This window comes from Jeotgalicoccus nanhaiensis, assembly GCF_015235105.1.
In the GTDB taxonomy this organism is placed as follows: Bacteria; Bacillota; Bacilli; order Staphylococcales; family Salinicoccaceae; genus Jeotgalicoccus; species Jeotgalicoccus nanhaiensis.
Map to the genome: position 1 here is coordinate 200152 of NZ_JADGLW010000002.1, position 25207 is coordinate 225358.

Genomic DNA, 25207 nt, shown 5'->3' on the forward strand with positions numbered 1-25207 from the left:
TTATCGGAGGGAGGGAAAACAAATGTCAAAAACAGTTGTTAAGCAAAACGAACCAATTGAAGATGCTCTTCGTCGTTTCAAACGTACAGTATCTAAAAACGGTACGATTCAAGAAGCACGTAAAAGAGAGTTTTACGAAAAACCAAGCGTAAAACGCAAGAAGAAATCTGAAGCTGCGCGTAAGCGTAAGTTCAAGTAATATCACTCTTCCCTCTGATAAGTGATATATTATAAAAACAGCGTACATTTTGTACGCTGTTTTTTTGTATCTCCATTTCTCATTTACCCGCAGTTAATGTATAATCGGAATCAGGAGGGATGTACATGGGCGGTTCGTATTTATATATGATTAAAGACTCAATTCAATTTTATATAGATGTTGTAACTTCACCCGTTGTTGCATTTCTATTATTATCAATATTCTTCCTTGGTGTGGTGTATCAGCTCTTCTCGCAGAGAGTGAATATTATCGGCATTCTTGCTGTTCTGTCGATATTTATCTTTTTCTCGGGTCACCTTCTTACTGGCGGCGGCAATATGCTGACATTAATCCTGATTCTGCTCAGCGGTTTTCTTATTCTAATTGAATTTTTTGTTATTGGAACACTGCTCGGGCTTATCGGAATTATCGTATTTGGAGTAAGTATATTAACAGTCAGCGGCAATGCAGTTCTATACAGTATTTTCTTAGCCGTAATTTTAGTTATGGTGATAATAGAGTGGGTGATATTTGTGAAACATAAGAAACGTAAAATTCCTTTCCTGAATCGTTTGATTTTAAATGATGCAACGGACAAGGAATCGGGATATACATCATTTGATGACCGCTCGCATTTAGTCGGTGAAATCGCGGTGACACATACGGTTTTAAGACCCTCCGGGACAATCCGCCTCGGTGATGAAAGAATCGATGCTGTTGCCGAAGGATCGTATATTCCGAGTGATGTAAAGGTTAAAATTATTTTTGTGGAAGGTACGAGAATTGTTGTCAGACCAACGGAAGATTAAAAACAAGGAGAGTGGAGAATGAATTTAGCATTTATTACAGGCGGTGCACTCGTAACTTTACTGATTTTCGTAGTAATTATTATCGTTGCTGCATTTATCCTGTCATTTGTTCCAATCGGTTTATGGATTTCAGCAGTTGCTGCAGGTGTTAAAGTAGGAATCTTTACATTGGTGGGTATGCGTTTAAGACGTGTTAAGCCTAAACGTGTTATCGAGCCGATGATTAAAGCGCACAAAGCGGGTATTCAGCTGTCGACGAATCAGCTTGAATCTCACTTTTTAGCCGGCGGTAACGTCGACCGCGTTGTCGACGCCTTAATCGCTGCTCAGCGTGCGGATATTAACTTAACATTTGAACGCTGTGCTGCAATCGACCTTGCAGGCCGTGACGTGCTTGAAGCAGTACAGATGAGTGTAAACCCGAAAGTTATCGAAACACCATTCATCGCAGGTGTTGCTGTTGATGGTATCGAAGTTAAAGCTAAGGCAAGAATTACAGTGAGAGCAAACATCGAACGCCTTGTCGGTGGTGCCGGTGAAGAAACAATCATCGCCCGTGTCGGTGAAGGGGTAATCTCAACTATCGGTTCTTCCAACAAGCACGCGGAAGTGCTGGAAAATCCGGAACGTATTTCACAAACTGTTTTATCGAAAGGTTTAGATGCAGGTACTGCATTTGAAATTCTTTCAATCGATATTGCGGATGTGGATATCGGTAAAAACATTGGTGCGGATCTTCAGACTGAACAGGCTGTTGCAGATAAAAATATTGCACAAGCTAAAGCGGAAGAACGCCGTGCAATGGCTGTAGCGCAGGAACAGGAAATGAAAGCCCGCGTACAGGAAATGAGAGCGAAAGTAGTAGAAGCAGAATCCAGAGTACCTCTTGCATTTGCTAAAGCATTAGAAGACGGAAATATTTCAGCAACTGATTATTACGATCTGAAGAATGTTGAAGCAGATACCAGCATGAGAGATTCAATAAATAAAATGACAAACCCTACACAATTTAACGAAGAAGAATAGGGTGTGATATAGTATGGAACTTATTCCACTACTAATTATCGTCCTCGGTATAGTCTCTTCAATCATCGGCAGTAAAAACAACAAAGACAAAGAAGGCGACCGCAATATTGATACTTCTAAACTGGATAGAAGACAAAACACTGCGCCGCGCAGCAGGCAGCCTGACCGTGAGACGACAACAAATGAACAAAAAGGATTCTTCCAGACGCTGCAAGAGGCATTTGATGAAGAATTCAACAACTCGGAACAACAGACACGCACAGAATCTAAACCCTCGCCGAGAGAACCGTCCAGAAGCCGCGAAACGGCTCCAAACAGTCGTCCGGAAAGACAGGCTTCAGAACGGCCGGTGCGAGAAACAATTCAGACCGCGCGCGAACGCGCGAATTCATCGCAGAATATTTCTGACATTGAAAAACGTATTACAGACCGTTCGAAGCATGCAAAACGTGCTTCGGAAGCAAAAGAAAGTGTGTATACTAAAGGTTACGACAAGCGTGCTGAAAAAACAGCAGGCCTCGGACGTGATATTGCAGATGAAGTACGCTATTCATATGATGATGACGCCACTCAGATGCATAAACGCGGCAGGCAGAGTGCCTCCGATACTTCAATAACATCTGATGATCTATCCTTTGATTCAAAATCATTTGTTAACGGTATTATTATGTCGGAGATTCTCGGAAAACCGAAATCTAAACAGAAAACGAACAAGAAGCTTGGCTGATGATTATAAACACAGCGCTGACCGGATGGGGATTCCCCGTCCGGTTTTTAATTTTTACAGCTGATTTTCTTGGCGGCAGGAACTGTTTTGTATTTTGAGACTGCGGGTTGGCATGATTGGGTGTCATGCGTATCCGGGCGCTCTGGGATTGGTATGACAGGTTTTCATGTGTATCCGGGATCTTTGGGGTTGGCATGATAGAGTTTCATATGTATCCAAGCGCTCTGGGGTTGGCATGACAGAGTTTCATGTGTATCCCAGCGCTCTGGGGTTGATATGACAGGATTTCATATGTACCCGGGCTCTTTTGGGTTAGTATGACAGGATTTCATGTGTGTCCAAGCGCTCTAGGATTGGCATGACAGAGTTTCATATGTATCCCAGCTCCCGTCACTCATATGTGTCTGAAATAATTGCAGTCCGCTATTGATAGTGGTAAATTTAAATAGACAAGTTTATTATAAAGGGGTTTGTAAATGCCTAATATTATTAATATAGACAGCCTTGACGAAGCTCAGGCTTTAATAGGTGCAAATGATGCACACATCACCTACCTGGAGGAGGAATTCGATGTTAAAATTCATACGCTCGGCAATGAAATTACTGTCAGCGGCGATGATGAAGAGAATGTCGAACTCGCTGAAGATGTGCTGCTTCATTTATTAAAAATAATCCAGCGGGGTATGTCGATTTCTTTAAGAGATGTACAGTCTGCTGCGATGATGGCGAAGAATGATACCATCGAATATTTACAAGATCTTTATAACGAGGAAATTGCTAAAGATGTTAAAGGTAAAAGCATTAAAGCTAAAACAACAGGACAGCGCCAGTATGTCGACAGTATAAGAAAGCATGACTTAACTTTCGGTATCGGGCCCGCAGGTACAGGGAAAACTTTTTTAGCTGTTGTAATTGCCTGCCAGATGCTTCGTGAAAACCAGGTTAAGCGCATCGTGCTGACGCGTCCTGCAGTAGAAGCAGGCGAGAATCTCGGGTTTCTGCCGGGTGATTTAAAAGAAAAAGTGGATCCTTATCTGAGACCGCTGTACGATGGTCTTCACGCAGTTCTCGGTGTCGAAACGACTGACCGCTTAATTGAGCGCGGCGTAATAGAAGTTGCTCCGCTCGCCTATATGCGTGGACGTACGCTGAATGAAGCTTTTGTTATTCTCGATGAAGCGCAGAACACGACTGAAATGCAGATGAAAATGTTTTTAACCCGTCTCGGTTTCGGCTCGAAGATGATTGTTACCGGCGATGAAACACAGATTGATCTGCCGGGCTCCACGAAAAGCGGGCTGGTTGAATCTGTAAAACGGCTTGAGAATATTAAAGGAATCGCTATTAAACGCATGGATGAAACAGATGTTGTCAGACATCCGCTTGTTTCTAAAATAATTCTTGCGTATGAAAAGGATACACAGCTATGATTAATATAGATTTTATTAACGATGATAATTTTGTCAATGATGCTGAGCTTAAAGAAGTATCGGAATTGTTAACCTTCGCCTACGGCCATCTTGAAGAAGAAGGCGATGCAGAAGTATCTGTTTCTTTCGTTTCAAATGAAGAAATTCAAAATATCAACAGGGATTACCGGGATAAAGACAGCGTAACAGATGTAATTTCTTTTGCTCTTGAGGAAGATGACATGAATATTATTCATGCCGAGGCGCCTCGTACTCTCGGAGATATTGTAATCAGTACAGACCGTGCAAAAGAACAAGCGGAAGATTACGGTCACAGCTATCGCCGTGAACTTCTTTTCCTCGCACTACACGGGTTCCTGCACCTTTTAGGCTACGATCATATGGAGAGCGATGACGAAGCTGTAATGAACGGTAAACAAGAAGAAATACTAAATGCATTCGGTGTGACACGCGATTAATCCGGACCGGTTTAAGCATCCTCTCCAGGGACTTTTTCAGCTGTTTAAAAAGGATAGAAAGTTTTTACTGCATCTGATTTTTGCAGCTGCGGCCATTTGTATTTGTGCTGCAGTCAATATCACTGCAGTGGAATGGCTGTTTATAATAACTGCTGTTTTTTTAGTATTGATTACAGAAACAATAAACAGTGCAATTGAATACACGGTGGATTTAGTTACCGGCGATTACCATATACTTGCCCGCTATGCGAAAGATATTGCAGCAGCGGCAGTGCTGCTTGCCAGTGTATATGCTGTAATCGTCGGTATGGTTATCCTCATACCGTATTTTTATTAATAAGGAGGACGTCAGATGAATGACGGATTATTTAAAGAAGAATGGCTGGCTGAAGTGCAAAAAGCGCAATCGCGGGCATACACACCTTATTCTGAGTTTAACGTAGGTGCTCTTTTGATTACTGAAGATGATGAGTACATTTATGGAGCGAATATTGAAAATGCTGCGTATCCTGCCTCGATCTGTGCAGAACGCACTGCGCTTGTCAGCGCATATGCTAATAATAAGAGAAAGTTCAAAGCGATTGTAATCGTTACAGACGCACCTGAACCTGCGAGCCCTTGCGGTGTCTGCAGGCAGGTAATGAAAGAATTATGCCATGATGAGATGCCGGTTTACTTAACGAGCAAATCCGGTGAAGTAATAAAACGGACGGTAGATGATCTGCTGCCGCTCGGTTTTAGCGGGAAGGATATGGATTAATGGATTTTAACGGTTTTAAATCAGGTTTCGTCAGCATCATTGGACGGCCGAATGTAGGTAAATCTACATTTATGAACAAGGTTCTTGGTCAGAAGGTCGCAATTATGTCGGATAAACCGCAGACAACAAGAAATAAAATACAAGGGGTATATACGAAAGACAATGCCCAGATGATTTTTATCGATACACCGGGGATACACAAGCCGAAACACCAGCTCGGGGAGCATATGATGAAAGTCGCGCGGAATACACTTCGTGAAACAGAAGTTATCCTGTTTATAATTAACGCTGCTGAAGAAATCGGACGCGGCGATGAATTTATTATCGATATGCTTAAAAACACGAAGACACCGATTATCTTAGTGCTAAATAAAATCGATTTAATTCATCCGGATGATTTAATCAAACAGATTGAGGTCTACAAAGACAAGCTGGACTTCAGTGATGTTGTGCCGATTTCAGCGCTGCAGGGCAATAATATTGACCGTCTCTTGTCGGTTATCGAATCGCATCTTCCTGAAGGACCGATGTATTATCCGGAAGACCGGATCACTGACCATCCCGAGCATTTTATCGTGAGCGAACTGATTCGTGAAAAGGCTCTGCATAAGCTGAGCCAGGAACTGCCTCACGCAATTGGGGTTGAAGTGTTGAAAATGAAAGGCGACGATGAAGGCGGCAAAGTAAAAGTCGAAGCGCTCATTTACGTTGAACGCGAGTCGCAAAAAGGAATGGTTATCGGTAAAGGCGGCAAGATGCTGAAAGAAATCGGACGCGAAGCGCGTATGGATATCGAAAATCTGCTCGGCAGCAAAGTGTATCTCGAGCTTTGGGTAAAAGTACAGAAAGATTGGCGCAATAAACCGACCTTTATAAGATCTCTCGGGTATAAAGACGAAGAATATTAAAACTGGGTGAGATAATGATCTATCAACAGACTGGTATGATGATCCGGCAGACAAGCTACAGCGAGTCCAGCCGGATTATTACTATACTGACTGAAAGCGGAGAACAGGTTCCGCTGATGGCACGGGGCTTTAACAAACCTAAGAATCAGTTTATTACGCTGCGGCAGGGCTACCTTGAAGCGCTCTTTACCTATAACCGCTTTAAGGGCATGGGCACACTGAACGATGTCGATGTGACCGAGCGGTATAAGAATGTGAACGGTAATTTTGATCTATATACACACGCAAGTTATATACTGGAAGTAATTACGAGAGCGCTGGAAGACGACAGAGCAGAACCCGGTTTTTACAGGCTGCTGAAAAAAGGGTTCAAACTGCTGGATGACGACAATGAAAGCTTTGGAGTAACGTCTCTTGTGCTGATAAAAATGCTGCCTGCCTACGGCGGCCAGCTGAATTTAGACAGCTGTGCAGTATGCGGCAGAAGTGATTATAAAAAATACAGCCACTATTCTTTTAAATATCACAATGTTATCTGTCATGACTGTCTGACCGAAGAAACGCTGGAACGCGCCATACCTGTCAGCAATAGAGTGTTGTATTTTGCCCTGTATTTGAAATCGGTGAAACTCGATGATGTTAAAAGCATTCAAATATCTAAAGACATCGGCAGACAGCTGCTTAAGTTTATAGAAATGCTGTACGATGAATACAGCGGTGTATATTTCAGAAGCAGGAAATTAATAGATCCGCAGTAAAGATAAATACGTATACATGAGATTGACTCATGTATACGTATTTCTTTTTCAGTAGTTATGAAAGAGACTCATGTATATGAATAACAACTTGCGTAGTCATGACGAGGTCTCATGTATATGAATAGCAATTTGCGTAGTCATGACGAGGTCTCATGTATACGAATAGCAATTTGCGTAGTCATGACGAGGTCTCATGTATATGAATAGCAATTTGCGTAGTCATGACGAGGTCTCATGTATATGAATAGCAATTTGCGTAGTCATGACGAGGTCTCATGTATACGAATAGCAACTTGCATAGTCATGACGAGGTCTCATGTATACGCAAAATAAAAAGCACTTGAAAATCAAGTGCTTTTTTAAAATAAACTATTAATCTAAATTACCAGTCAACGTTTTAACATCTTCGACAATTTCTTCTGTCTCAAATGTATTATCTCCTGCATCAACGCCCGTGTAGTCTTTAATCAGCTTGCCGGTTTCATCGACTAAATATATTGCTGTCCCGTGTAATACCTGATTGGAGCCGTCCTGAGGCAGTTTTACAATCGATTTGAAATTGTTAAGGGCATAATCCCGCAGGTATTCAAAGTCATATCCTGTAAGCAGCTGCCACTCGATATTGTCAGCAGGATTATACCAGCTCATATATTCGCTCAGCACTTCCGGTGTATCCGTGTCAGGGTCTACGGAAAAACTGATGATGCCGACATCTTCAATATTTTCTTCAGCAAGTTCCTGTGTCAGTTCGGTCATATTTTGTGTCATCGGCGGGCACACTGTGACGCACTCGGTAAAAATAAGGTTGGCGAGCCAGATTTTCCCGTCCATATCTTCAGAAGTAAATGTTTCATTATTCTGGTTCACAGCTTCAAAATCCTCGAGCGTATTGCCATAGTAGGACATCGGCTCAACTTCATCGCTGCCGCATGCAGCAAGTATCAGCACCAGTGAAAGCAGCAGAGTAGTTCTGAACATAAGGATTCTCCTTTAAAATTTAATATATGTATAAAAGGGTGCCCCAATAAATTGAGGCACCGCATCAGTTAAAACTTGATTCTTGATGACAGGAAATCGTGAAGTTCGTCAATTGCAATACGCGACTGCTCCATCGTATCGCGGTCTCTTACAGTTACTTTTTTATCTTCAGCTGAGTCAAAGTCGAATGTAATACAGTACGGCGTACCGATTTCATCCTGACGGCGGTAGCGTTTACCGATTGACTGCGACTCGTCAAATTCAATATTAAAGTCTGCTGCCAGAAGACTGTAGACTTCCATAGCATCAGCGCTTAATTTTTTCGATAAAGGCAGGACTGCCGCTTTAAACGGTGCAAGAGCAGGGTGCAGACGCAATACTGTGCGTGAGTCGCCTGATTCAAGTTCTTCTTCATCATAAGCATCTGTAAGGAAGGCAAGCGTCATACGGTCAAGACCGAGTGACGGCTCAATGCAGTATGGAATATATTTCTCGTTAGTTTCAGGGTCGTGATATCTGAAATCTTCGTTCGAATGTTCCATGTGCTGGCGGAGATCATAATCTGTACGGCTCGCAATACCCCAGAGTTCACCCCAGCCGAATGGGAATTTATACTCAATATCAGTTGTTGCGTTGGAGTAGTGTGATAATTCATCTTCATCATGCTCTCTAAGACGCGTTCTTTCTTCGCTTAAGTTTAAATCTTTCAGCCAGTTAACAGCGAAATCTTTCCAGTAGCTCTGCCATTCCATTTCAGTTCCCGGTTTACAGAAGAACTCGAGTTCCATCTGGTCGAATTCACGTGTTCTGAACGTAAAGTTACCCGGTGTAATTTCGTTGCGGAATGATTTACCGATCTGGCCGATACCAAATGGCAGTTTTTTACGCATTGTGCGCTGAACATTTTTGTAGTTAACAAAAATACCCTGTGCAGTTTCAGGACGAAGGAATAATTCGTTAGTCGAACCTTCTGTTACACCCTGGAATGTTTTAAACATTAAGTTGAACTGACGGATATCAGTATAGTCGTGAGCGCCGCAAGTCGGGCAGTCGATGTTTTTATCATCGATGATTTCTTTCATTGCTTCAAATGATAAACCGTCCGCAACGAAAGTGTCATCTTCTTTCTGCATAACATCTTCAATCAGTTTGTCGGCACGGTGACGCGACTTACACTGTTTGCAGTCGATCATCGGGTCGTTAAAGTTATTTAAGTGACCTGAAGCTTCCCAGGTTTTCGGGTTCATTAAGATTGCAGCATCAAGTCCCACGTTGTAAGGTGACTCCTGGATGAATTTTTTCCACCATGCCGCTTTAACGTTGTTCTTCAGCTCAATACCAAGCGGACCGTAATCCCAAGTGTTGGCAAGACCGCCGTAAATTTCACTGCCCGGAAAAACAAAACCTCTTGTTTTTGCCAGGTTTACAATTGTGTCCATGTTCATTATTAATGCAGCTCCTTTTTTATTATTAATTTATATATAAAAAGTCCCTGGACAGCAGAAATATGCTATCCAGGGACGAGCGTTGCCCGCGGTTCCACCCAATTTAGTAAGAAAACTCGCTTTTATATATAAAATTAATTGTTTTTGTCAGTTAATGATTGCGCCATTTAAATTGTTAAGCTCACACCGTCCTTAACTCGCTTACGGCTATTATATAATCAGAACAGAATGAATGCAAGTACGATGATATTTCTTTATCCCGGCAAATATTATATAATATTATATGTTGGGAGTGAGAACGTGGAACTGAATGAACGCCAAGAAAAAATATTAAGCATAGTTAAACAGCACGGGCCGATTACGGGCAGTAAAATTGCAGCACAGCTCTCCCTGACCCGTGCAACTTTACGTCCGGATCTGGCTATATTGACGATGTCCGGATTTCTCGATGCAAGACCCCGTGTCGGATATTTTTATACCGGCAAAGAAACGAATGATGTTATCGCGCTTAAAGTAAATAATATATTAGTCCGCGATGTTCAGAGTCTGCCGATTTTAATTACGACCGGAACCAGTATTTATGATGCCATCGTCAAAATGTTCCTGGAAGATGTGGGCACGCTGTACGTGATCGATGATGAACAATCGCTTGCCGGTGTTATTTCAAGAAAAGATCTGTTAAAAGGGACGATGAGTTTCAAAGATACAGAAAACACGCCGGTCAGTGCAGTGATGACCCGGAGACCCAACATTACGATGTGTTATCCGGATGATCTTCTTTTATATGTGGCCAAACAAATTATCGACAGACAGATTGATTCTCTGCCCGTTGTTAAAGAAGTTAACGGCAGAATTGAAGTGATAGGCAGAATTACAAAAACCAATATTACAAAAGTATTTGTAAATTTAATGGAGTGAATAATCAATGTCGAATTTTAAAATAATTGTTGCATCAGACTCGGTCGGAGAAACAGGCGAACTCGTTACGAAAGCATCCCTGTCACAATTTAAAATCGACGCGCCCGATAATGTTATCGACCGTTATCCGTACGTAGACAGCCCGGACGACGTCGACGATGTAATAGATTTAGCAAAAAGCAAAAATGCTTTAGTCGTCTATACTTTAATTACACCTGACTTAAGAAAATATATGGCCGCGGAACTCGATAAAGAAAATATTTCCTATATCGATGTGATGGGCCCGCTGATGGATGAAATAGCGAAGGCTACAGGACTCGAGCCGTACAATGAGCCCGGCAGAGTGCACCGCCTCGACGAAGATTATTTCAAAAAAATCGAAGCGATAGAATTTGCTGTAAAATACGATGACGGCAAAGACACAAGCGGTCTTGACAAGGCGGATATCGTTCTGCTTGGTGTTTCGAGAACATCAAAAACACCGCTGTCGCAATTTTTAGCATTGAAAAAATACAAAGTAATGAATGTGCCGCTGGTACCGGAAGTAAAGCCGCCGGCTGAATTGTTCGATGTCGATCCAAAGAAATGTGTGGCACTCAGAATTAATCCGGAAACTTTATATAAAATCCGCAAAGAGCGCTTAAGCCAGCTCGGCTTAAAAGATACTGCGATGTATGCAAACAGCACACGCATTGAAGATGAACTGGTTTATTTCGATGAAATTATTGGCAAAATAGGCTGTCCGGTTATAGATGTTTCGGATAAGGCAATCGAGGAAACTGCGAATGCCATTATGAAATATGTGGACAGCGAGAGTAATATTAGAGGGTGATAATTTGAGAATACCCGAGGAAACCATAGCGAAAATAAAAGATGAGACCGACATTACCGAGTTAGTTGCAAGTTATATTAAACTTGAACGGCGAGGGCGCAACTATGTTGGTCTCTGTCCGTTCCACGATGAAAAAACACCGTCCTTTTCCGTCAGTCCGGACAAGCAGATTGCACATTGTTTCGGCTGTAAAAAAGGAGGGAACGTATTCCAGTTTCTGATGGAAATTGAGAATATGTCATTCGCTGAAGCGGCTGCAAAACTCGGAGAACCGCTGAATATAAAAATAGATACGGAAACGAGCAGCGTAAAAGAAAGCGACATGACGCTGATCCGTATGCATGACTATATGACAGATCTTTACCATCACCTGCTTATGAACACGAGCGAAGGTGAAAAACCGCTGCAGTATTTGCTCGACCGCGGCTTCAGCACGGAACTTATCCGCTCTGAAAAAATAGGGTTTGCGCCGAATATGTCATACTTTGCAAAAAATGCCCTGCTTGAACAGGGCTATAACGAAGAAACGGCATATCAGGCAGGCCTGCTGTCGAGAAACGAGGAAAGCTTTTCGTATTACGACCGTTTTGTCGGCCGGATTATGATTCCGATAAAGAACCATCAGGGTCACCGTGTCGGCTACACAGCGAGAAGCATCGACGGCAGTGAGCCAAAATATTTAAATACGCCTGAAACTGAAATATTTAAAAAAAGGGAACTGTTCTTTAACTTAAATGATGCAAGAAAACATATCAGGAAGCTCGATAATATCATTTTAATGGAAGGCCATCTCGATGTTCTGAAAGTTAAAATGACTAAAGTGCAGCACATTGTTGCGACTATGGGAACGGAGCTCAGCCAGGAAAATTTAAATCTGCTGGAACGGCTCTCCTCGAATGTCACAATTATGTTTGACGGCGATTCTGCGGGACAGAACGCCACTCTGAAAGTCGGCGACACGCTTCTCAAGCGGGGGATGAATGTTTACGTACAGAAAATTCCTAAGAAAATGGACCCTGATGAATATATAGAAACGTACGGAAAAGAAAAGTTTGAGCAGTTTATCGCAGATGAGCAGCAGCATTATCTGCATTTTAAAGCAGAAGTTCTGCGCCATGAAGCGAAAGAAAACGATATGAAATTTACGCAGAATTTAACTCTTCTGGCAAATGATATGAAATATATCACAGATTCTTTAACAGCAGAACGGCTGGTTGCAGCAATCAGCTCTATTTTCGGAGTGGATAAGCATGCGCTGTCCGGACAAATTCCGGCACCAGTCCGGCAAAAGTCCGATTACGCCGTACCCGGACCTGTAGAACAGCAATTATCGCTGCGCCAGAAAAAAGAGCGTTACGTCACGAGAATTATGATGACAAACCGCGAATTCCTGCTGGAATACAGGGAAACACTCGATGAGAATGTCTTAACTTACGGGCCTTATTATGATATAATAAGAGGACTTTGTGCTTATTTTGAGGTGCATACAGTTTTCGATCTTTCTCTTGCCCTTAATTATCTTGATCCTGCACTGACGGACACACTGATAGAACTCGACGGCATGTCGATTCATGAAGATGTCTCACATAGTGAAATAAATGATTATCTGGAAGATTTAAGTGGTATAAGAAATAGTGAAAACGAAAAGCAGGAATTAAACCGCAGGCTTGAAATTGCGGAACGGGAAAACGATATAGAACTGCAAATTAAGCTGACTCAGGAACTGATTGAGCTTAACCGGATTTACAAAATGTAGTTTTTTGATAACTAGGAGGCACAGTATGGCGAAGAAAAAAGCAATTACAGCTGACACTAAAGAAATTGATTTCACAACTGTCGAACAGGCAAAGGCATACCTGCTTGAAAAAGGTAAAAAAGATGGCCAGCTGTCCCATGAGGAAGTTGCCGATAAATTAGCGAACTTTGAATTGGATTCTGATACGATGGACGAATTTTTCGAAGAATTGAACGAAAATGAAATTCAGATGATTAATGAAAAAGATTCGGCTGATACAGATGAAAAACTCGACCTCTCAGATATGAGTGCACCGCCGGGTGTTAAAATTAACGACCCTGTCCGTATGTATCTTAAAGAGATTGGGCGCGTTGATTTACTGACAGCTGCTGAAGAGGTCGAACTGGCTAAACGCATCGAACAGGGCGATGACATCGCAAGAAGCCGTCTGGCAGAAGCGAACCTCCGTCTTGTTGTAAGTATTGCAAAACGTTATGTCGGGCGCGGTATGCTCTTCCTCGATTTAATTCAGGAAGGTAATATGGGTCTGATTAAAGCGGTAGAAAAATTCGACTTTACTAAAGGTTTTAAATTCTCGACTTACGCAACATGGTGGATTCGTCAGGCGATTACACGCGCTATTGCCGACCAGGCGAGAACAATCCGTATTCCTGTGCACATGGTCGAAACGATTAACAAACTGATTCGCATACAGCGTCAGCTGCTGCAGGACTTAGGCCGCGAACCGATTCCGGAAGAAATCGGCGAGGAAATGGATCTGCCTGCTGAAAAAGTACGTGAAATTCTTAAAATTGCCCAGGAGCCTGTATCACTTGAAACACCTATCGGTGAAGAAGATGACAGCCACCTCGGGGACTTTATCGAAGACCAGGAAGCACAGAGTCCGTCGGATCACGCAGCTTATGAGCTGTTAAAAGAACAGCTTGAAGATGTGCTCGATACTTTAACGGATCGTGAAGAAAATGTTCTCCGTCTCCGTTTTGGTCTCGACGACGGCCGTACACGCACACTGGAAGAAGTAGGGAAAGTATTCGGTGTTACCCGCGAACGCATCAGACAGATTGAAGCGAAAGCCCTTCGTAAACTGAGACATCCATCGAGAAGCAAGAAATTAAAAGACTTTATGGATTAACAGTGTAAAATTTTCTCAAAATTGTTTTGACTTTGACACAATTTGAGATACAATTATATATGAGATAACATGAATAACAGATGAGGGGGTAACATTATGAATAAAAATCCTATAGTTCCATTCTTACTGATTATTTTCTTAGGAATCGGACTTGTATTCTTACTTTCTGGATTAGGTTCAACTGATGATGGCGAGGAAGACGTTGCAACAGAAGAAGGATCTGAAGGTTCTGAGGAATCAGGCGGAGATGAAGCTTCAAGCGGTGACGTGGATGCAGAAGGTATCGCTCGTGATAACTGTGCTTCATGTCACGGTCAGGACTTCAGCGGCGGAATGGGACCTGCATTAGCTGGAACTAGTCTTGCTGAGGAAGACTTCACGACAACTGTACGTGAAGGTCAAGGTTCTATGCCTGCATTCTCAGCTGATCAGATTGCAGATGAAGAACTTACAGCTTTATACCAGTTTTTCTCTGAACAATAATTTTTTATAAAAAAGACTCTCAATGCTGGGGGTCTTTTTTTTAATACAGGAGTGAGTATATGTTAAATCGAAGACTTAAGACAGTATCGGATTATATCGTTGGAGATTCACTTGTTGATATCGGATCGGATCATGCATACTTACCGATATATGCTGTAAACGAAAAGATTATTAAGACAGCCATATGCGGAGAAATCGCGAGAGGACCTTATGATTCTTCTGTTAAAAATGTCCAGCAGAATCAATTATCCGATGTAATAAAAATACGCCTTGGAGATGGTTTATCTGTACTCCGCAGCATGGATGATGCAGATACCATTACAATTTGCGGCATGGGCGGGCCGTTAATAGCGAGTATAATTGAAACAGGGATGAAGTTCGTCCAGGGTACACCCCGCTTTATTGTGCAGGCAAATACTTATCCATACCCGATTCGAAAAATAATGGCTGAACATAATTATAAAATTACAGACGAGCTGCAATTAAAAGACGGTCCTCATTTTTACGATATTATTGTCTTTGATTATGCCGAAGAAACTGTTGAATACGGTGAAGCGGAATTGCGTTTTGGTCCTGTAAATATTGAAAAACGGGAACCGGTGTTTATCGCACAGCTGGAACGTGAAAAGAGTCATATAGAAAAAATATTAAATGGTATCAACGATAGGGAAAAGAATATAGATAAAGTTGTGAGACTTGAATCTAATCTTAAATATGTCGATGAGGTGCTGGAGAATGTTAAAGATAAGTGATCTTTTAAAAAAGCTGGATGAAATTGCCCCATTTTCAGATAGTGAAGACTGGGATAATACTGGGTTGCTGGTAGGTAACGAGGACGATACCGTTACAGGTATTATTACTGCGCTCGACTGCAGCGCCGGTACTGTGGATGAAGCTGTTATGCAGAATGCCAATGTTATTATCAGCCACCATCCTTTAATTTTCCCAGAGATTTCAAAAGTGGTGAACGAAGGACCGGGTGCTGTTATCCGTAAATTAATTAAAAATGATATTAATCTGATTGCGATGCACACAAACCTCGACCATCAGAAAAATGGCGTCAGTCATATGATAGCGTCGGAACTCGGTTATCCTGAAACAGAAATTCTTCTGCCTCAAAAAGGTAACTTTAAAAAACTCAGGGTGAATATCAACACGGAAAATAAAGAAGAATTCAAAGAAAATCTCTTAAAAAATGCACCGGTGGGTGATATGGGCGATTATACGGAAGTCAGTTATGAATATAGGGTTCACGGCCAGTTCAGACCTGAAGACCGAGCCAATCCAACCATCGGGGAAGCAGGGAAACTGGAACATGTGGATGAGTATGTTATAGAATGCATTTTTGACGGCAGGGAACAGGGAGCTGTTATTGATGCAGTCAAAAAATATCATCCGTATGAAGAACCTGCGTATGATATATACAGTCTCGACAGAAAGGCCGATACCGGACTCGGCGTTAAATTTAAGTACGGAGATACGCTTGAAGCTCTCGTCAAGCTGATAGAAAACAAAACCGGTCTTAAGCCGGTTAATATCGTGAAAGCAGACGACGGGATTATCAATACCGTCGCTGTCATCGGCGGAGCAGGGATGAGTTACAGCGAGGCTGTATTTCACAGCGGGGCAGATGTGCTGATCACCGGCGACGTTAAGTATCATGAAGCTTATGATGCAAAAGACCGCGGACAGAATATTATCGATGCCGGCCATTATATTGAAGTTTTAATGACTAAATATCTTGCTGCGCTGATCGATGAGCAGATTGATGTGCCGGTACAGGCTTCAAAAGTATCAACAAACCCATTTGAATAAATGATGAAAAAAGCTGCGGAATCTGGATATTCAGATTCCGCAGCTTTTTATCTTTTATTCCATCACTTTAACAGGTGTTGGTTTTTTGATTTTTGGTAAAATCTTAGTCATCGGCACTGCTGATTGCGGTGCAGCCTGAGCTTCAATATTATAATTTTTAATATAGTCGATGACTTCTTTTACAATCGGTGTCGGAGTAGAGGCGCCTGCTGTAATTGCAACTTTCTCCACACCTTCCAGCCATTCGTTTTTAAGTTCATTTAATGAACTGATGCGGTAGGCGTTAGTGTGCGCAATTTCTTTAGAAACCTGAGCAAGACGGTTGGAGTTATTACTCTTCGGATCTCCAACTACGATGAGTAAATCAGCTTCTCCGGCCTGCTCGGCAACAGCTTCCTGTCTGACCTGTGTTGCAAGACAGATTTCCTTGTGCACCTCAATGTGCGGATATCTGACTTTAAGATCGTCCATAAGATGGCTGACATCCCACTGGCTCATCGTCGTCTGATTCGTCACGATTAATTTCTTGTCTGAAAGATAGTCCGGCAGGGCCGCAACATCTTCTGGAGTTTCGATTAAGTGAACGTGATCCGGTGCGACACCGACAGCGCCTTCCGGTTCAGGATGATCTTTTTTACCGATATATATAACATCGTAATCATCCGCAGTTTTCTCTCGAATCAAATCGTGTGTAAACTCTACATCAGGACAAGTCGCATCGATGCATACGAGTCCTTTCTCTTTAGCACGTGCTTTCACCTGCGGCGAAACGCCGTGTGCTGTAAAGATAACAGTACCGCTTTCGATCTGTTCGAGGATTTCAAGACGGTTCGGTCCGTCTAGTGTGATAATGCCTTCTTCTTCAAATGCATCCGTCACATGCTTATTGTGTACAATCATACCTAAAATATATATAGGACGCGGCAGCGACTGGTCAAGCGAAGCATTGCGCGCAATCACCATTGCGTCAACAACGCCGTAACAGTAACCGCGCGGTGAGATTTTAATAATATCCATAAGTTGAACTCCTCCTTACATCTGATTATACTTACTTTTTGCTGATATTCAAATCATCCAAATGACTGAACGATTATTATAGCGTAAATATGCATTTTTAGTTATAATTGATAAGGAGTTTGAAAGGGACAGGTGACATATATGTCAAATGCATTTAAAAGATTTGAATTTAACAAACAAATGCTCAGTGCAATAGAGCGAGTAGGATTTACACATCCGACGATGGTGCAGGAACGCGTAATCCCCCGTATATTAAAAGGCAGCAATGTCGTTGCACAGTCAGCCACAGGCAGCGGGAAAAGCCATGCTTTTTTACTGCCGCTAATTTACAATATCGACGCGGAAGAGAAAACACCGCAGGTTATAATCCTGGCGCCGACGAGAGAACTTGCCAAGCAGCTTGAGAATATGGCTAAAAAAGTTCTCGAATCATATGAAGATATAAGTGCACGGGCATTTATCGGCGGCACGGAAATGAAACGCGATGAAGAGCGTGCACGTCAAAATCCGCAGCTTGTAATCGGTACGCCGACAAGAATCAAGGATTTAATCGATAATCAGGCGCTTGATATTCATGCAGCGAAATCTGTCGTTATCGATGAAGCCGATTTAATGGTCGATCTCGGTTTTATGGGAGATGTCGACTATATTTCTAACCGTATTTCGACTTCAAGCCAGTTCCTGGTATTTTCTGCCACTATCCCTGACCCGTTAAAACATTTTATGGAAAAATATATTGGCGAAACGGAAATTATCGTAATTGATACGCCGCTTAATAAAGCATCTATCCATTACAGTCTCGTGCCTGTCAAAGGATCGAGCAGATTAGAGAAAACACTTGAACTGACTAAAAATATTACGCCGTATATCGGTTTAATTTTTGCCAATTCAAGGGAACGTGCCGATGAATTATTTGCTTACTTAAAAGAAGCCGGCATTAATGTGGGATTATTCCATGGCGGTTTAAAACCGCGTGAACGGACGCAGGAAATTAAAAAAATCGAGAATCTTGATTATCACTGGGTTGTTGCAAGCGACCTTGCAGCAAGAGGACTTGATTTTGACGGTGCGTCCCATGTCATTAATTACGATATTCCAAAGCAGATAGAATTCTTTACACACAGAGTAGGCCGTGTCGGCAGAGGACAGTACAGCGGTGTTGCAATTACACTTTACGAACCGAGTGAACAAAACGAAATTGATGCACTTGAAGGTAAAGGATATGTTTTCAATCATGAAGATATCCGCGGTGGTGAATTGAAAGAAATTAAAGACCGCACGCAGCGCGCAGCGAGAAATACACGCAGTAAGACGAATAAAACACAAAATTACAAAGTACGCAGCCCTAAAAAAGTAAAACCGGGCTATAAAAAGAAAATTAAGTTCCAGAAAGAAGAACTTGAGCGCCAGGAAAGAAGACGCTATGCAAAAGCAAAATCACGCAACGAGAAGAAGAGAAATAAAAAAGATAATAAGTAGGTTGATGTAAATGCTATTGGGATCACATGTTTCGATGAGCGGTAAGAAAATGCTGGAAGAGTCGGTAACTACTGCAGCAGGTTATGGTGCATCTACATTTATGATTTATACCGGTGCACCGCAAAATACACGCCGTAAAAAAATTGAAGATCTGAATATCGAAAACGGGCAGAAAGCCATGGCGGAACTCGGCATTGAAAATTTCGTCGTGCACGCTCCTTACATTATTAATATCGCAAATACTGAAAAAGATCATGTCTTTAATTTAGGCGTTGAATTTTTACAGGAAGAAATCGTCCGTACTGAAGCACTCGGTGCAAAACAGATTGTACTTCATCCAGGTGCCCATGTCGGTGCCGGGAGTGAAGCGGGAATCAGGCAAATTGTTAAAGGACTTAACGAAGTTCTGTCGAATGACAACGATGTGCAGATTGCCCTTGAAACAATGGCTGGCAAAGGTTCCGAAATCGGCCGTACATTTGAAGAAATCGCACATATTATGGACGGCGTGATAAATAATGAACGCTTAAGTGTAACATTTGATACTTGTCACGTTCACGATGCAGGCTATGATATTAAAAACGATTTTGACGGTGTTTTAAATGAGTTTGATAAAATTGTCGGCATTGACCGCATTAAAATTCTTCATATGAATGACTCTAAAAATCCTGCCGGTGCTCATAAAGACAGACATGAAAACTTCGGTTTCGGTCATATCGGATTTGATGCACTGACTTATATTATTAATCATCCGGAGTTCACTGACGTGCCAAAAATATTAGAAACTCCATTTGTCGGTCCGGATAAGAAAAATCGTGTCGCACCGTATAAACACGAAATAGATATGATCAAATCAGGGGAATTCGATCCGGGTTTATTAGTAAAAATTAATCCGGCAGTATCGGAATTAGAATAGTATAATTCAAGGAGCACCTCTTGCAGGTGCTCCTTTTCGTAATCATTCCTATTTACAAATCGTAACGATTACTGTAAAATAAATCAGGAGATAAATAAAAGGAGTCTTGTTAATGACTGTGCCTGTATTTGAAATTAAAGACGTAACATATGAATATAAAGATAAATTGGAGGCGACACCGGCTCTCCAGCATATATCCTTTTCGATTAACCAGGGAGAATTTTTGGCTATTGTTGGCCCGAACGGTTCTGGAAAATCCACGCTGCTGAAATTAATCCTCGGTGTTTATAAGCTTCAGCAGGGCAATATACTGATTAACGGCAAGAGCCGCAAATCTTTTAATGCCTGGCAGGAAATCGGCTACGTTTCCCAAAAAGCGGCAGCTCATGCGAAGGGATTTCCCGCTACTGTAGAAGAAGTGGTGCTGAGCGGACTGACAAAGGAAAAGGGATTGTTTAAAAGATTCAATAAAAAAGATAATAAACAGCTGGATAAAACTTTAAAGCTGCTTGATATTGAACATATTAAACATCAGAACGTATCAAACCTGTCCGGAGGGCAGGCTCAGCGGGTGTTTATCGCACGGGCTTTAATTAACGAACCTTCAATTTTAGTTCTCGATGAACCGACGGAAGGAATCGACAGCAAGCATGTTAAAGATTTTTATAATGTTCTTCTGAAATTAAAAGAACAAGAGGTAACAATCCTGCTCGTAACTCATGACATTGGTGTTGTCGTCGACAATGCCGATAAAGTCGCATGCTTGAACGAGCATCTGCACTTTCATGGTACGAATAAGGAATTTCAAAATCTCGGTGAAGCAGAACTGTCCAAAATTTACGGTTTCCCGCTGCAGCTCGTGTCGCACAATCACCAGAGGGAGTGCTGTAAATGATAGAGGCAATATTAAATTATGATTTTATGAAATATTCATTTATAAGCGGTCTGATTGTCGGCCTGATTGCACCGCTCCTCGGAACTTTTATCGTTGTAAGAAGGCTGTCGCTGATTGCAGATGCACTCAGTCATGTGGCACTCGGCGGCATCGCTTTTGGCGTTTATTTAACATCGGTCTTTAACTTTATCATTAATCCGGTAATTTCCGGTATCGTGTTTTCCGTTATAGGTGCGCTCGGCATCGAGAAGCTGCGCGGACTGTATAAACACTATTCGGAAATTGCAATTCCGATAATAATGAGTCTCGGTATTGCACTAAGCGTTTTATTCCTGTCATTAGCCAACGGCTTTAACCAGGATTTATTTGGCTACCTGTTCGGAAGTATAAGCGCCGTCAGCTTTAATGATCTTATTTTAATTATAATTATCGGTGCTATCGTTGTTTTGTTTGTCTTCTTTCTTTACAAGGAAATGTTTTTCATTTCGTTTGATGAAGAATACGCTGGTGTTATGAAGCTGAGCAAATACATTCACATTATATTTATCGTACTTGTTGCCCTGGTAATCAGTGCTTCGATGCGGATTGTCGGCATACTGCTGGTCAGTGCCATGATGACACTGCCGGTGGCAAGTGCGATGAGAATCACATCGAGTTTCAAGCAGCTTATGATAGTCAGCATAATTTTTGGGGAAATCTCGGTAATAGCCGGGCTGTTCCTTGGATTTCATTTGAATATCTCGCCCGGCGGGACGATAGTACTTGTCTCTATCGCTATCTTATTATGTACGCTGATATTAAATCGTGTAGGAGTTGTTAGGAATGCACAAAGAACTAGTTGATTACAAAGAAATGCTTAAAGAAGCTAAGTTTAAAGTAACTAAAAAACGTCTGCGCATGATAGAACTGTTCATGGAAGACGAACGGTACTTATCTGCCAAGGAAATTCAGGAAATGATGAATAAGGAATATCCCGGAATCAGTTACGATACGATATACCGGAATCTTCATACGTTGAAAGATATCAACGTACTTGAGCAGACGACTTTTGGCGGAGAAATGCAGTATAAAATTTCCTGTACTGATCACCACCATCATCATTTTATATGCGAACGCTGCGGTGAAACGAAAGTCGTTCACTACTGTCCGGTAGAAACTTGGGAAAAAGAATTGAACGGCGTGAAAATCAACAGCCACAAAGTAGAACTATACGGTCTGTGTGAAGCATGCCGGTAAGATAGATAAAAAAACCAGTCCGCAGCTCTTTTTGAGGAGTTGCGGACTGGTTTTTTGTTTTTTAAGTGACTATCGTGCCATTGTGATTGTCACAGTGGCGCGCTGGATCTTCTACTGTGCCATTGTCACTTTCACAGTGGCCCGATGAGCATGCTAAACTGGACCCACTCATTTTTCAGTTTCCCGGTTCAGTCTATTCTTAACAAGTACTGAAACCGCAAGTATAACAACCAAAAGTACGATAATCGATGGACGTATGCTTGTATCTGTAAACCAGAAACCGAGAACCGTCATTAGTATCAGACCGATAACGGTCAAAAATATTATGTTCAAAACTTTTTTCATAAAACTGCACCTGACTTTTATTGTAATAAATTAAATTCGATATTTACTATATATTCATATCTCAAAAATAGCAAAGACAAAAAATCCCGCTGCATATCGCAGCGGGTTTAAAATATTATTTAACTTCAGCTTCGGCTTCTTCTTTTTCAAGACGTTTTTTCTCGTGGTAAGCTTCAGCCATAATGTCGATTTCTTTCTTCAGTTCGTCGACCATAGTTTCCTCCGGTACTTTACGTACCGTTTTACCGTGCATGAAGAGCAATCCTTCACCGCGGGCACCGGCTATACCGATATCAGCTTCGCGCGCTTCACCCGGACCGTTTACCGCACAGCCGAGTACAGCAACTTTAAGCGGTGCTTTTACATGTGAAATATATTCTTCCATTTCATTTGCGATTGAAATCAAATCAATTTCAATACGTCCGCAAGTCGGGCAGGCAATCAATGTTGCTGCGTTACTTGCGAGACCGAAAGTTTTCAGCAGCTCTTTACATACTTTAATCTCTTCAACTGGATCTGCCGATAAGGAAATACGCATTGTGTTTCCGATACCTTTAGAAATAATAGTACCGAGACCTGCAGCACTCTTAACAGTTCCCGCAAACAGCGTTCCGCTTTCGGTAATACCGATGTGGAGCGGATAATCGAATGCTTCAGCTGCTTTTTCGTAAGCTTCTACAGCAAGATTAACGTCTGATGCTTTCATGGAAACGATAATATCATGAAAATCGAGGTCTTCTAATATTTTAATATGGTGCAAGGCACTTTCAACCATGCCGTCCGCAGTAGGGTAGCCGTATTTTTTTATAATATGGCGTTCAAGACTTCCTGCGTTAACACCGATACGGATTGGAATGCCTTTAGCCTTACAGGCTTTTACGACTTCTTCCACTTTTTCACGGCGTCCGATGTTACCCGGGTTGATACGGATTTTATCCGCGCCGCCTTCTACTGCAATTAATGCCAGTTTATAGTCGAAATGAATATCGACAACAAGCGGTATATTAATACGCTTTTTAATCTCTGCGATAGCGAGCGCATCTTCTTCTTTTGGACATGCAACGCGAACGATCTGACAACCTGCTTCTTCAAGCTCGTTAATTTGAGCAACAGTAGCTTCAACATCATGTGTTTTCGTTGTTGTCATACTTTGAATGATAATTTCATCGGCTCCGCCGATAGTAAGATCGCCAACTTTAACTTTTCTAGTTTGTGTACGATGTGTAATTCCAGACATATACAAGCCCCTAATCTAAAATTCTTTCTATTTTATAATCTTATTATAATAAAAAACCGAGACAAATGTAACCATCTTGCATTACGAATGCGTTTTCTTTTGCTTCGGCAGCTTTTTAAAGTAATAAATATACGGTATCAGAGCGATTATCAGTATAATCCAGTAGAAGTTTTCCGTAAAGACAGCAAAAAGACCGATTGGCAGAGCAAGAATCATCATTATATAGGAACCGATTTTAAACCAGTTCATATAATCTGTTTTTCTGCCAGCGAAGTTTGCGATAAAACTTAACAGCAGCGACAGAAACAGCATCAGCGTAAAGATAAAGAAATAAATGACCACAATATATAGAGTAATGTAGATAAATATATAGAAGTATAAACTCGACATCTGACTGGATACAAACTGTTCCAGCGATTCATTATCTGTAATATCACCTATAAAACTGTAACTGAAAGTGCCGTTTTGAATTTCGCTTATGTATATACCATCCCGGAGAAAGGCAAACAGTACAGCTTCATCGAGTGTATCACTTTCATCACGTGTAATATCCGGTGTAAACAGAATTTGATGTTCATTTAAGCTGAGCTGCTTTTCTTCTCCCTGATATTCACCGCCTTCAATTTGAAATTCGGGAATTTCATCGCCTATTTCCGACAGATGCCCGAAAGTATTTACCGTAGCAAGCAGCGACGTAATAAACGGCAGAGAGATAAAAATCGACACGAGCAGCATGTTTAACAGCAGGTACCTGAAGGGTACAGTACGAAATAGAGGATACTTTTTAAATGTAACCAGGCGTTTAATAAAGTTAAAATATTTCATTCTCTCATCCTTAATGCGTGTAATAATAAGACCTTAGTCTTATTTAAAAAAACCTTAAGCAATCTAATTGTTATTTTAACATCAAATTGCTATATTTAGGATGTAAACAATTTTGAAGGGAGATTTTTAATTATGGCTTTTGAATTACCAAAATTACCATATGCTTATGATGCTTTAGAACCTCATATCGACAAAGAAACGATGGAGATTCACCACACTAAGCACCATAACACTTATGTAACAAAATTAAACGACGCAGTTAAAGGTACTGATCTCGAGTCTAAATCGATCGAAGAAATTGTTAAAAACCTAGACGCTGTACCAGAAAACATCAAGACTGCGGTACGTAACAACGGTGGGGGACACCTTAACCACTCAATCTTCTGGGAACTGCTTTCTCCAGAGAAAAAAGAATTATCAGGTGAATTAAAAGAAGCAATTGAATCTGCTTTCGGATCAGTTGACAAATTTAAAGAAGAATTTGAAGCAGCAGCAGCTGGCCGTTTCGGTTCAGGCTGGGCATGGCTTGTAGTTAACAATGGTAAATTAGAAATTACAAGTACTCCAAACCAGGACAACCCTGTGTCTGAAGGTAAAACTCCAGTATTCGGTGTCGACGTTTGGGAGCATGCTTACTACCTTAAATACCAAAACAAACGCCCTGAATATTTAAGTGCGATTTGGAATGTAGTAAACTGGGACAAAGTTAACGAATTATATCAGGCTGCTAAATAATACAGCATTGAAAGACGGGGATGTATCCCCGTCTTTTTTTATTTTAGTATACCGGCACTAAAATATGTTAAAATGATGTGGACTTTAT

The 25207-nt window shown here is 41.5% G+C and carries 29 protein-coding genes; 23 read left to right on the plus strand and 6 right to left on the minus strand.

Annotated elements, in window-relative coordinates; genetic code table 11:
* Positions 1-22: 22 nt before the first annotated feature.
* The 10 genes from rpsU to recO all read left to right on the plus strand — a co-directional run bounded on the left by rpsU (position 23) and on the right by recO (position 7075).
* The gene (rpsU, locus tag IR135_RS03190; protein WP_026858185.1) at positions 23-199 is read left to right on the plus strand and encodes a 30S ribosomal protein S21; all 177 of its coding nucleotides are present in this window, start codon (positions 23-25) and stop codon (positions 197-199) included.
* Between the two features lie 125 nt (positions 200-324).
* A complete protein-coding gene (locus IR135_RS03195; protein ID WP_135096665.1) occupies positions 325-1008 on the plus strand; it encodes an NfeD family protein in 684 nt (227 codons plus the stop codon).
* Positions 1009-1026: 18 nt separating this feature from the next.
* Positions 1027-2034 carry a flotillin-like protein FloA gene (floA, locus tag IR135_RS03200; RefSeq protein ID WP_115884407.1) on the plus strand — a complete coding sequence of 336 codons (1008 nt, stop codon included), beginning with the start codon at positions 1027-1029 and terminating at the stop codon, positions 2032-2034.
* A gap of 13 nt (positions 2035-2047) precedes the next feature.
* A complete protein-coding gene (locus IR135_RS03205) occupies positions 2048-2761 on the plus strand; it encodes a hypothetical protein (RefSeq protein ID WP_135096667.1) in 714 nt (237 codons plus the stop codon).
* A 476-nt stretch (positions 2762-3237) separates the two neighbouring features.
* A complete protein-coding gene (locus IR135_RS03210; protein WP_135096669.1) occupies positions 3238-4191 on the plus strand; it encodes a PhoH family protein in 954 nt (317 codons plus the stop codon).
* Positions 4188-4649: an rRNA maturation RNase YbeY gene (ybeY, locus tag IR135_RS03215; protein WP_115884404.1), complete on the plus strand. Its 462-nt coding sequence runs from the start codon at positions 4188-4190 to the stop codon at positions 4647-4649. The genes IR135_RS03210 and ybeY overlap by 4 nt, the downstream gene beginning before the upstream one ends.
* A complete protein-coding gene (locus IR135_RS03220) occupies positions 4645-4986 on the plus strand; it encodes a diacylglycerol kinase family protein (RefSeq protein WP_135096671.1) in 342 nt (113 codons plus the stop codon). The genes ybeY and IR135_RS03220 overlap by 5 nt, the downstream gene beginning before the upstream one ends.
* Positions 4987-5001: 15 nt before the next feature.
* Positions 5002-5409 (plus strand): cytidine deaminase, encoded by a 408-nt coding sequence (cdd, locus tag IR135_RS03225; protein ID WP_135096673.1) that lies wholly within the window; start codon positions 5002-5004, stop codon positions 5407-5409.
* Positions 5409-6317 (plus strand): GTPase Era, encoded by a 909-nt coding sequence (gene era / locus IR135_RS03230; protein ID WP_135096675.1) that lies wholly within the window; start codon positions 5409-5411, stop codon positions 6315-6317. Before cdd ends, era begins: the two co-directional genes overlap by 1 nt.
* Positions 6318-6331: 14 nt before the next feature.
* On the plus strand, positions 6332-7075 hold the full coding sequence (gene recO, locus IR135_RS03235) for a DNA repair protein RecO (RefSeq protein ID WP_135096677.1): 744 nt from the start codon (positions 6332-6334) through the stop codon (positions 7073-7075).
* A gap of 372 nt (positions 7076-7447) precedes the next feature.
* Here the strand turns inward: recO and IR135_RS03240 are convergent, their stop codons facing one another.
* The gene (locus IR135_RS03240) at positions 7448-8053 is read right to left on the minus strand and encodes an SCO family protein (protein WP_135096679.1); all 606 of its coding nucleotides are present in this window, start codon (positions 8051-8053) and stop codon (positions 7448-7450) included.
* Between the two features lie 68 nt (positions 8054-8121).
* Positions 8122-9498 carry a glycine--tRNA ligase gene (locus IR135_RS03245; RefSeq protein ID WP_135096681.1) on the minus strand — a complete coding sequence of 459 codons (1377 nt, stop codon included), beginning with the start codon at positions 9496-9498 and terminating at the stop codon, positions 8122-8124.
* Positions 9499-9798: 300 nt separating this feature from the next.
* Between IR135_RS03245 and IR135_RS03250 the strand changes: the two genes are divergently transcribed.
* The 7 genes from IR135_RS03250 (at position 9799) to IR135_RS03280 (ending at position 16434) form a co-directional block, all read left to right on the plus strand.
* The gene (locus IR135_RS03250; protein ID WP_135096683.1) at positions 9799-10416 is read left to right on the plus strand and encodes a helix-turn-helix transcriptional regulator; all 618 of its coding nucleotides are present in this window, start codon (positions 9799-9801) and stop codon (positions 10414-10416) included.
* Between the two features lie 7 nt (positions 10417-10423).
* A complete protein-coding gene (locus IR135_RS03255; RefSeq protein WP_115884396.1) occupies positions 10424-11248 on the plus strand; it encodes a pyruvate, water dikinase regulatory protein in 825 nt (274 codons plus the stop codon).
* Positions 11249-11252: 4 nt separating this feature from the next.
* The gene (dnaG, locus tag IR135_RS03260; RefSeq protein WP_135096685.1) at positions 11253-13004 is read left to right on the plus strand and encodes a DNA primase; all 1752 of its coding nucleotides are present in this window, start codon (positions 11253-11255) and stop codon (positions 13002-13004) included.
* A gap of 25 nt (positions 13005-13029) precedes the next feature.
* Positions 13030-14136: an RNA polymerase sigma factor RpoD gene (gene rpoD / locus IR135_RS03265; protein ID WP_135096687.1), complete on the plus strand. Its 1107-nt coding sequence runs from the start codon at positions 13030-13032 to the stop codon at positions 14134-14136.
* Between the two features lie 96 nt (positions 14137-14232).
* Positions 14233-14619: a c-type cytochrome gene (locus IR135_RS03270; protein ID WP_135096689.1), complete on the plus strand. Its 387-nt coding sequence runs from the start codon at positions 14233-14235 to the stop codon at positions 14617-14619.
* Between the two features lie 59 nt (positions 14620-14678).
* On the plus strand, positions 14679-15371 hold the full coding sequence (locus IR135_RS03275; protein ID WP_135096692.1) for a tRNA (adenine(22)-N(1))-methyltransferase: 693 nt from the start codon (positions 14679-14681) through the stop codon (positions 15369-15371).
* Complete coding sequence (locus IR135_RS03280; RefSeq protein WP_135096694.1) at positions 15355-16434, plus strand: Nif3-like dinuclear metal center hexameric protein; 1080 nt, start codon at positions 15355-15357, stop codon at positions 16432-16434. Before IR135_RS03275 ends, IR135_RS03280 begins: the two co-directional genes overlap by 17 nt.
* A gap of 54 nt (positions 16435-16488) precedes the next feature.
* On the opposite strand, the gene IR135_RS03285 is transcribed toward IR135_RS03280, so the two are convergent.
* Positions 16489-17451 (minus strand): 4-hydroxy-3-methylbut-2-enyl diphosphate reductase, encoded by a 963-nt coding sequence (locus tag IR135_RS03285; RefSeq protein ID WP_115884390.1) that lies wholly within the window; start codon positions 17449-17451, stop codon positions 16489-16491.
* A gap of 141 nt (positions 17452-17592) precedes the next feature.
* Here IR135_RS03285 and IR135_RS03290 point away from each other — a divergent pair, with 141 nt between their 5' ends.
* The 5 genes from IR135_RS03290 (at position 17593) to IR135_RS03310 (ending at position 21977) form a co-directional block, all read left to right on the plus strand.
* On the plus strand, positions 17593-18930 hold the full coding sequence (locus IR135_RS03290; RefSeq protein WP_135096696.1) for a DEAD/DEAH box helicase: 1338 nt from the start codon (positions 17593-17595) through the stop codon (positions 18928-18930).
* Between the two features lie 10 nt (positions 18931-18940).
* Positions 18941-19846, plus strand: coding sequence for a deoxyribonuclease IV (locus tag IR135_RS03295; RefSeq protein WP_135096698.1), 906 nt, complete (start codon positions 18941-18943; stop codon positions 19844-19846).
* Positions 19847-19958: 112 nt separating this feature from the next.
* Positions 19959-20741 carry a metal ABC transporter ATP-binding protein gene (locus IR135_RS03300; RefSeq protein ID WP_135096700.1) on the plus strand — a complete coding sequence of 261 codons (783 nt, stop codon included), beginning with the start codon at positions 19959-19961 and terminating at the stop codon, positions 20739-20741.
* Entirely contained in the window at positions 20738-21583 is an 846-nt protein-coding gene (locus tag IR135_RS03305; protein ID WP_135096702.1) for a metal ABC transporter permease, read from the plus strand. Before IR135_RS03300 ends, IR135_RS03305 begins: the two co-directional genes overlap by 4 nt.
* Positions 21564-21977, plus strand: coding sequence for a Fur family transcriptional regulator (locus IR135_RS03310; protein WP_115884385.1), 414 nt, complete (start codon positions 21564-21566; stop codon positions 21975-21977). The genes IR135_RS03305 and IR135_RS03310 overlap by 20 nt, the downstream gene beginning before the upstream one ends.
* A gap of 168 nt (positions 21978-22145) precedes the next feature.
* On the opposite strand, the gene IR135_RS03315 is transcribed toward IR135_RS03310, so the two are convergent.
* From IR135_RS03315 to IR135_RS03325, 3 genes are all read right to left on the minus strand, one after another.
* Positions 22146-22322 carry a hypothetical protein gene (locus tag IR135_RS03315; protein ID WP_167753351.1) on the minus strand — a complete coding sequence of 59 codons (177 nt, stop codon included), beginning with the start codon at positions 22320-22322 and terminating at the stop codon, positions 22146-22148.
* Between the two features lie 115 nt (positions 22323-22437).
* On the minus strand, positions 22438-23565 hold the full coding sequence (gene ispG, locus IR135_RS03320) for a flavodoxin-dependent (E)-4-hydroxy-3-methylbut-2-enyl-diphosphate synthase (RefSeq protein WP_115884384.1): 1128 nt from the start codon (positions 23563-23565) through the stop codon (positions 22438-22440).
* A gap of 75 nt (positions 23566-23640) precedes the next feature.
* Positions 23641-24384: a DUF1189 family protein gene (locus IR135_RS03325; protein WP_135096704.1), complete on the minus strand. Its 744-nt coding sequence runs from the start codon at positions 24382-24384 to the stop codon at positions 23641-23643.
* Positions 24385-24516: 132 nt separating this feature from the next.
* On the opposite strand from IR135_RS03325, the gene IR135_RS03330 reads away from it, so the two are divergent.
* Positions 24517-25119, plus strand: a complete 603-nt coding sequence (locus tag IR135_RS03330) for a superoxide dismutase (RefSeq protein WP_115884382.1) — start codon at positions 24517-24519, stop codon at positions 25117-25119.
* Positions 25120-25207 lie beyond the last annotated feature (88 nt).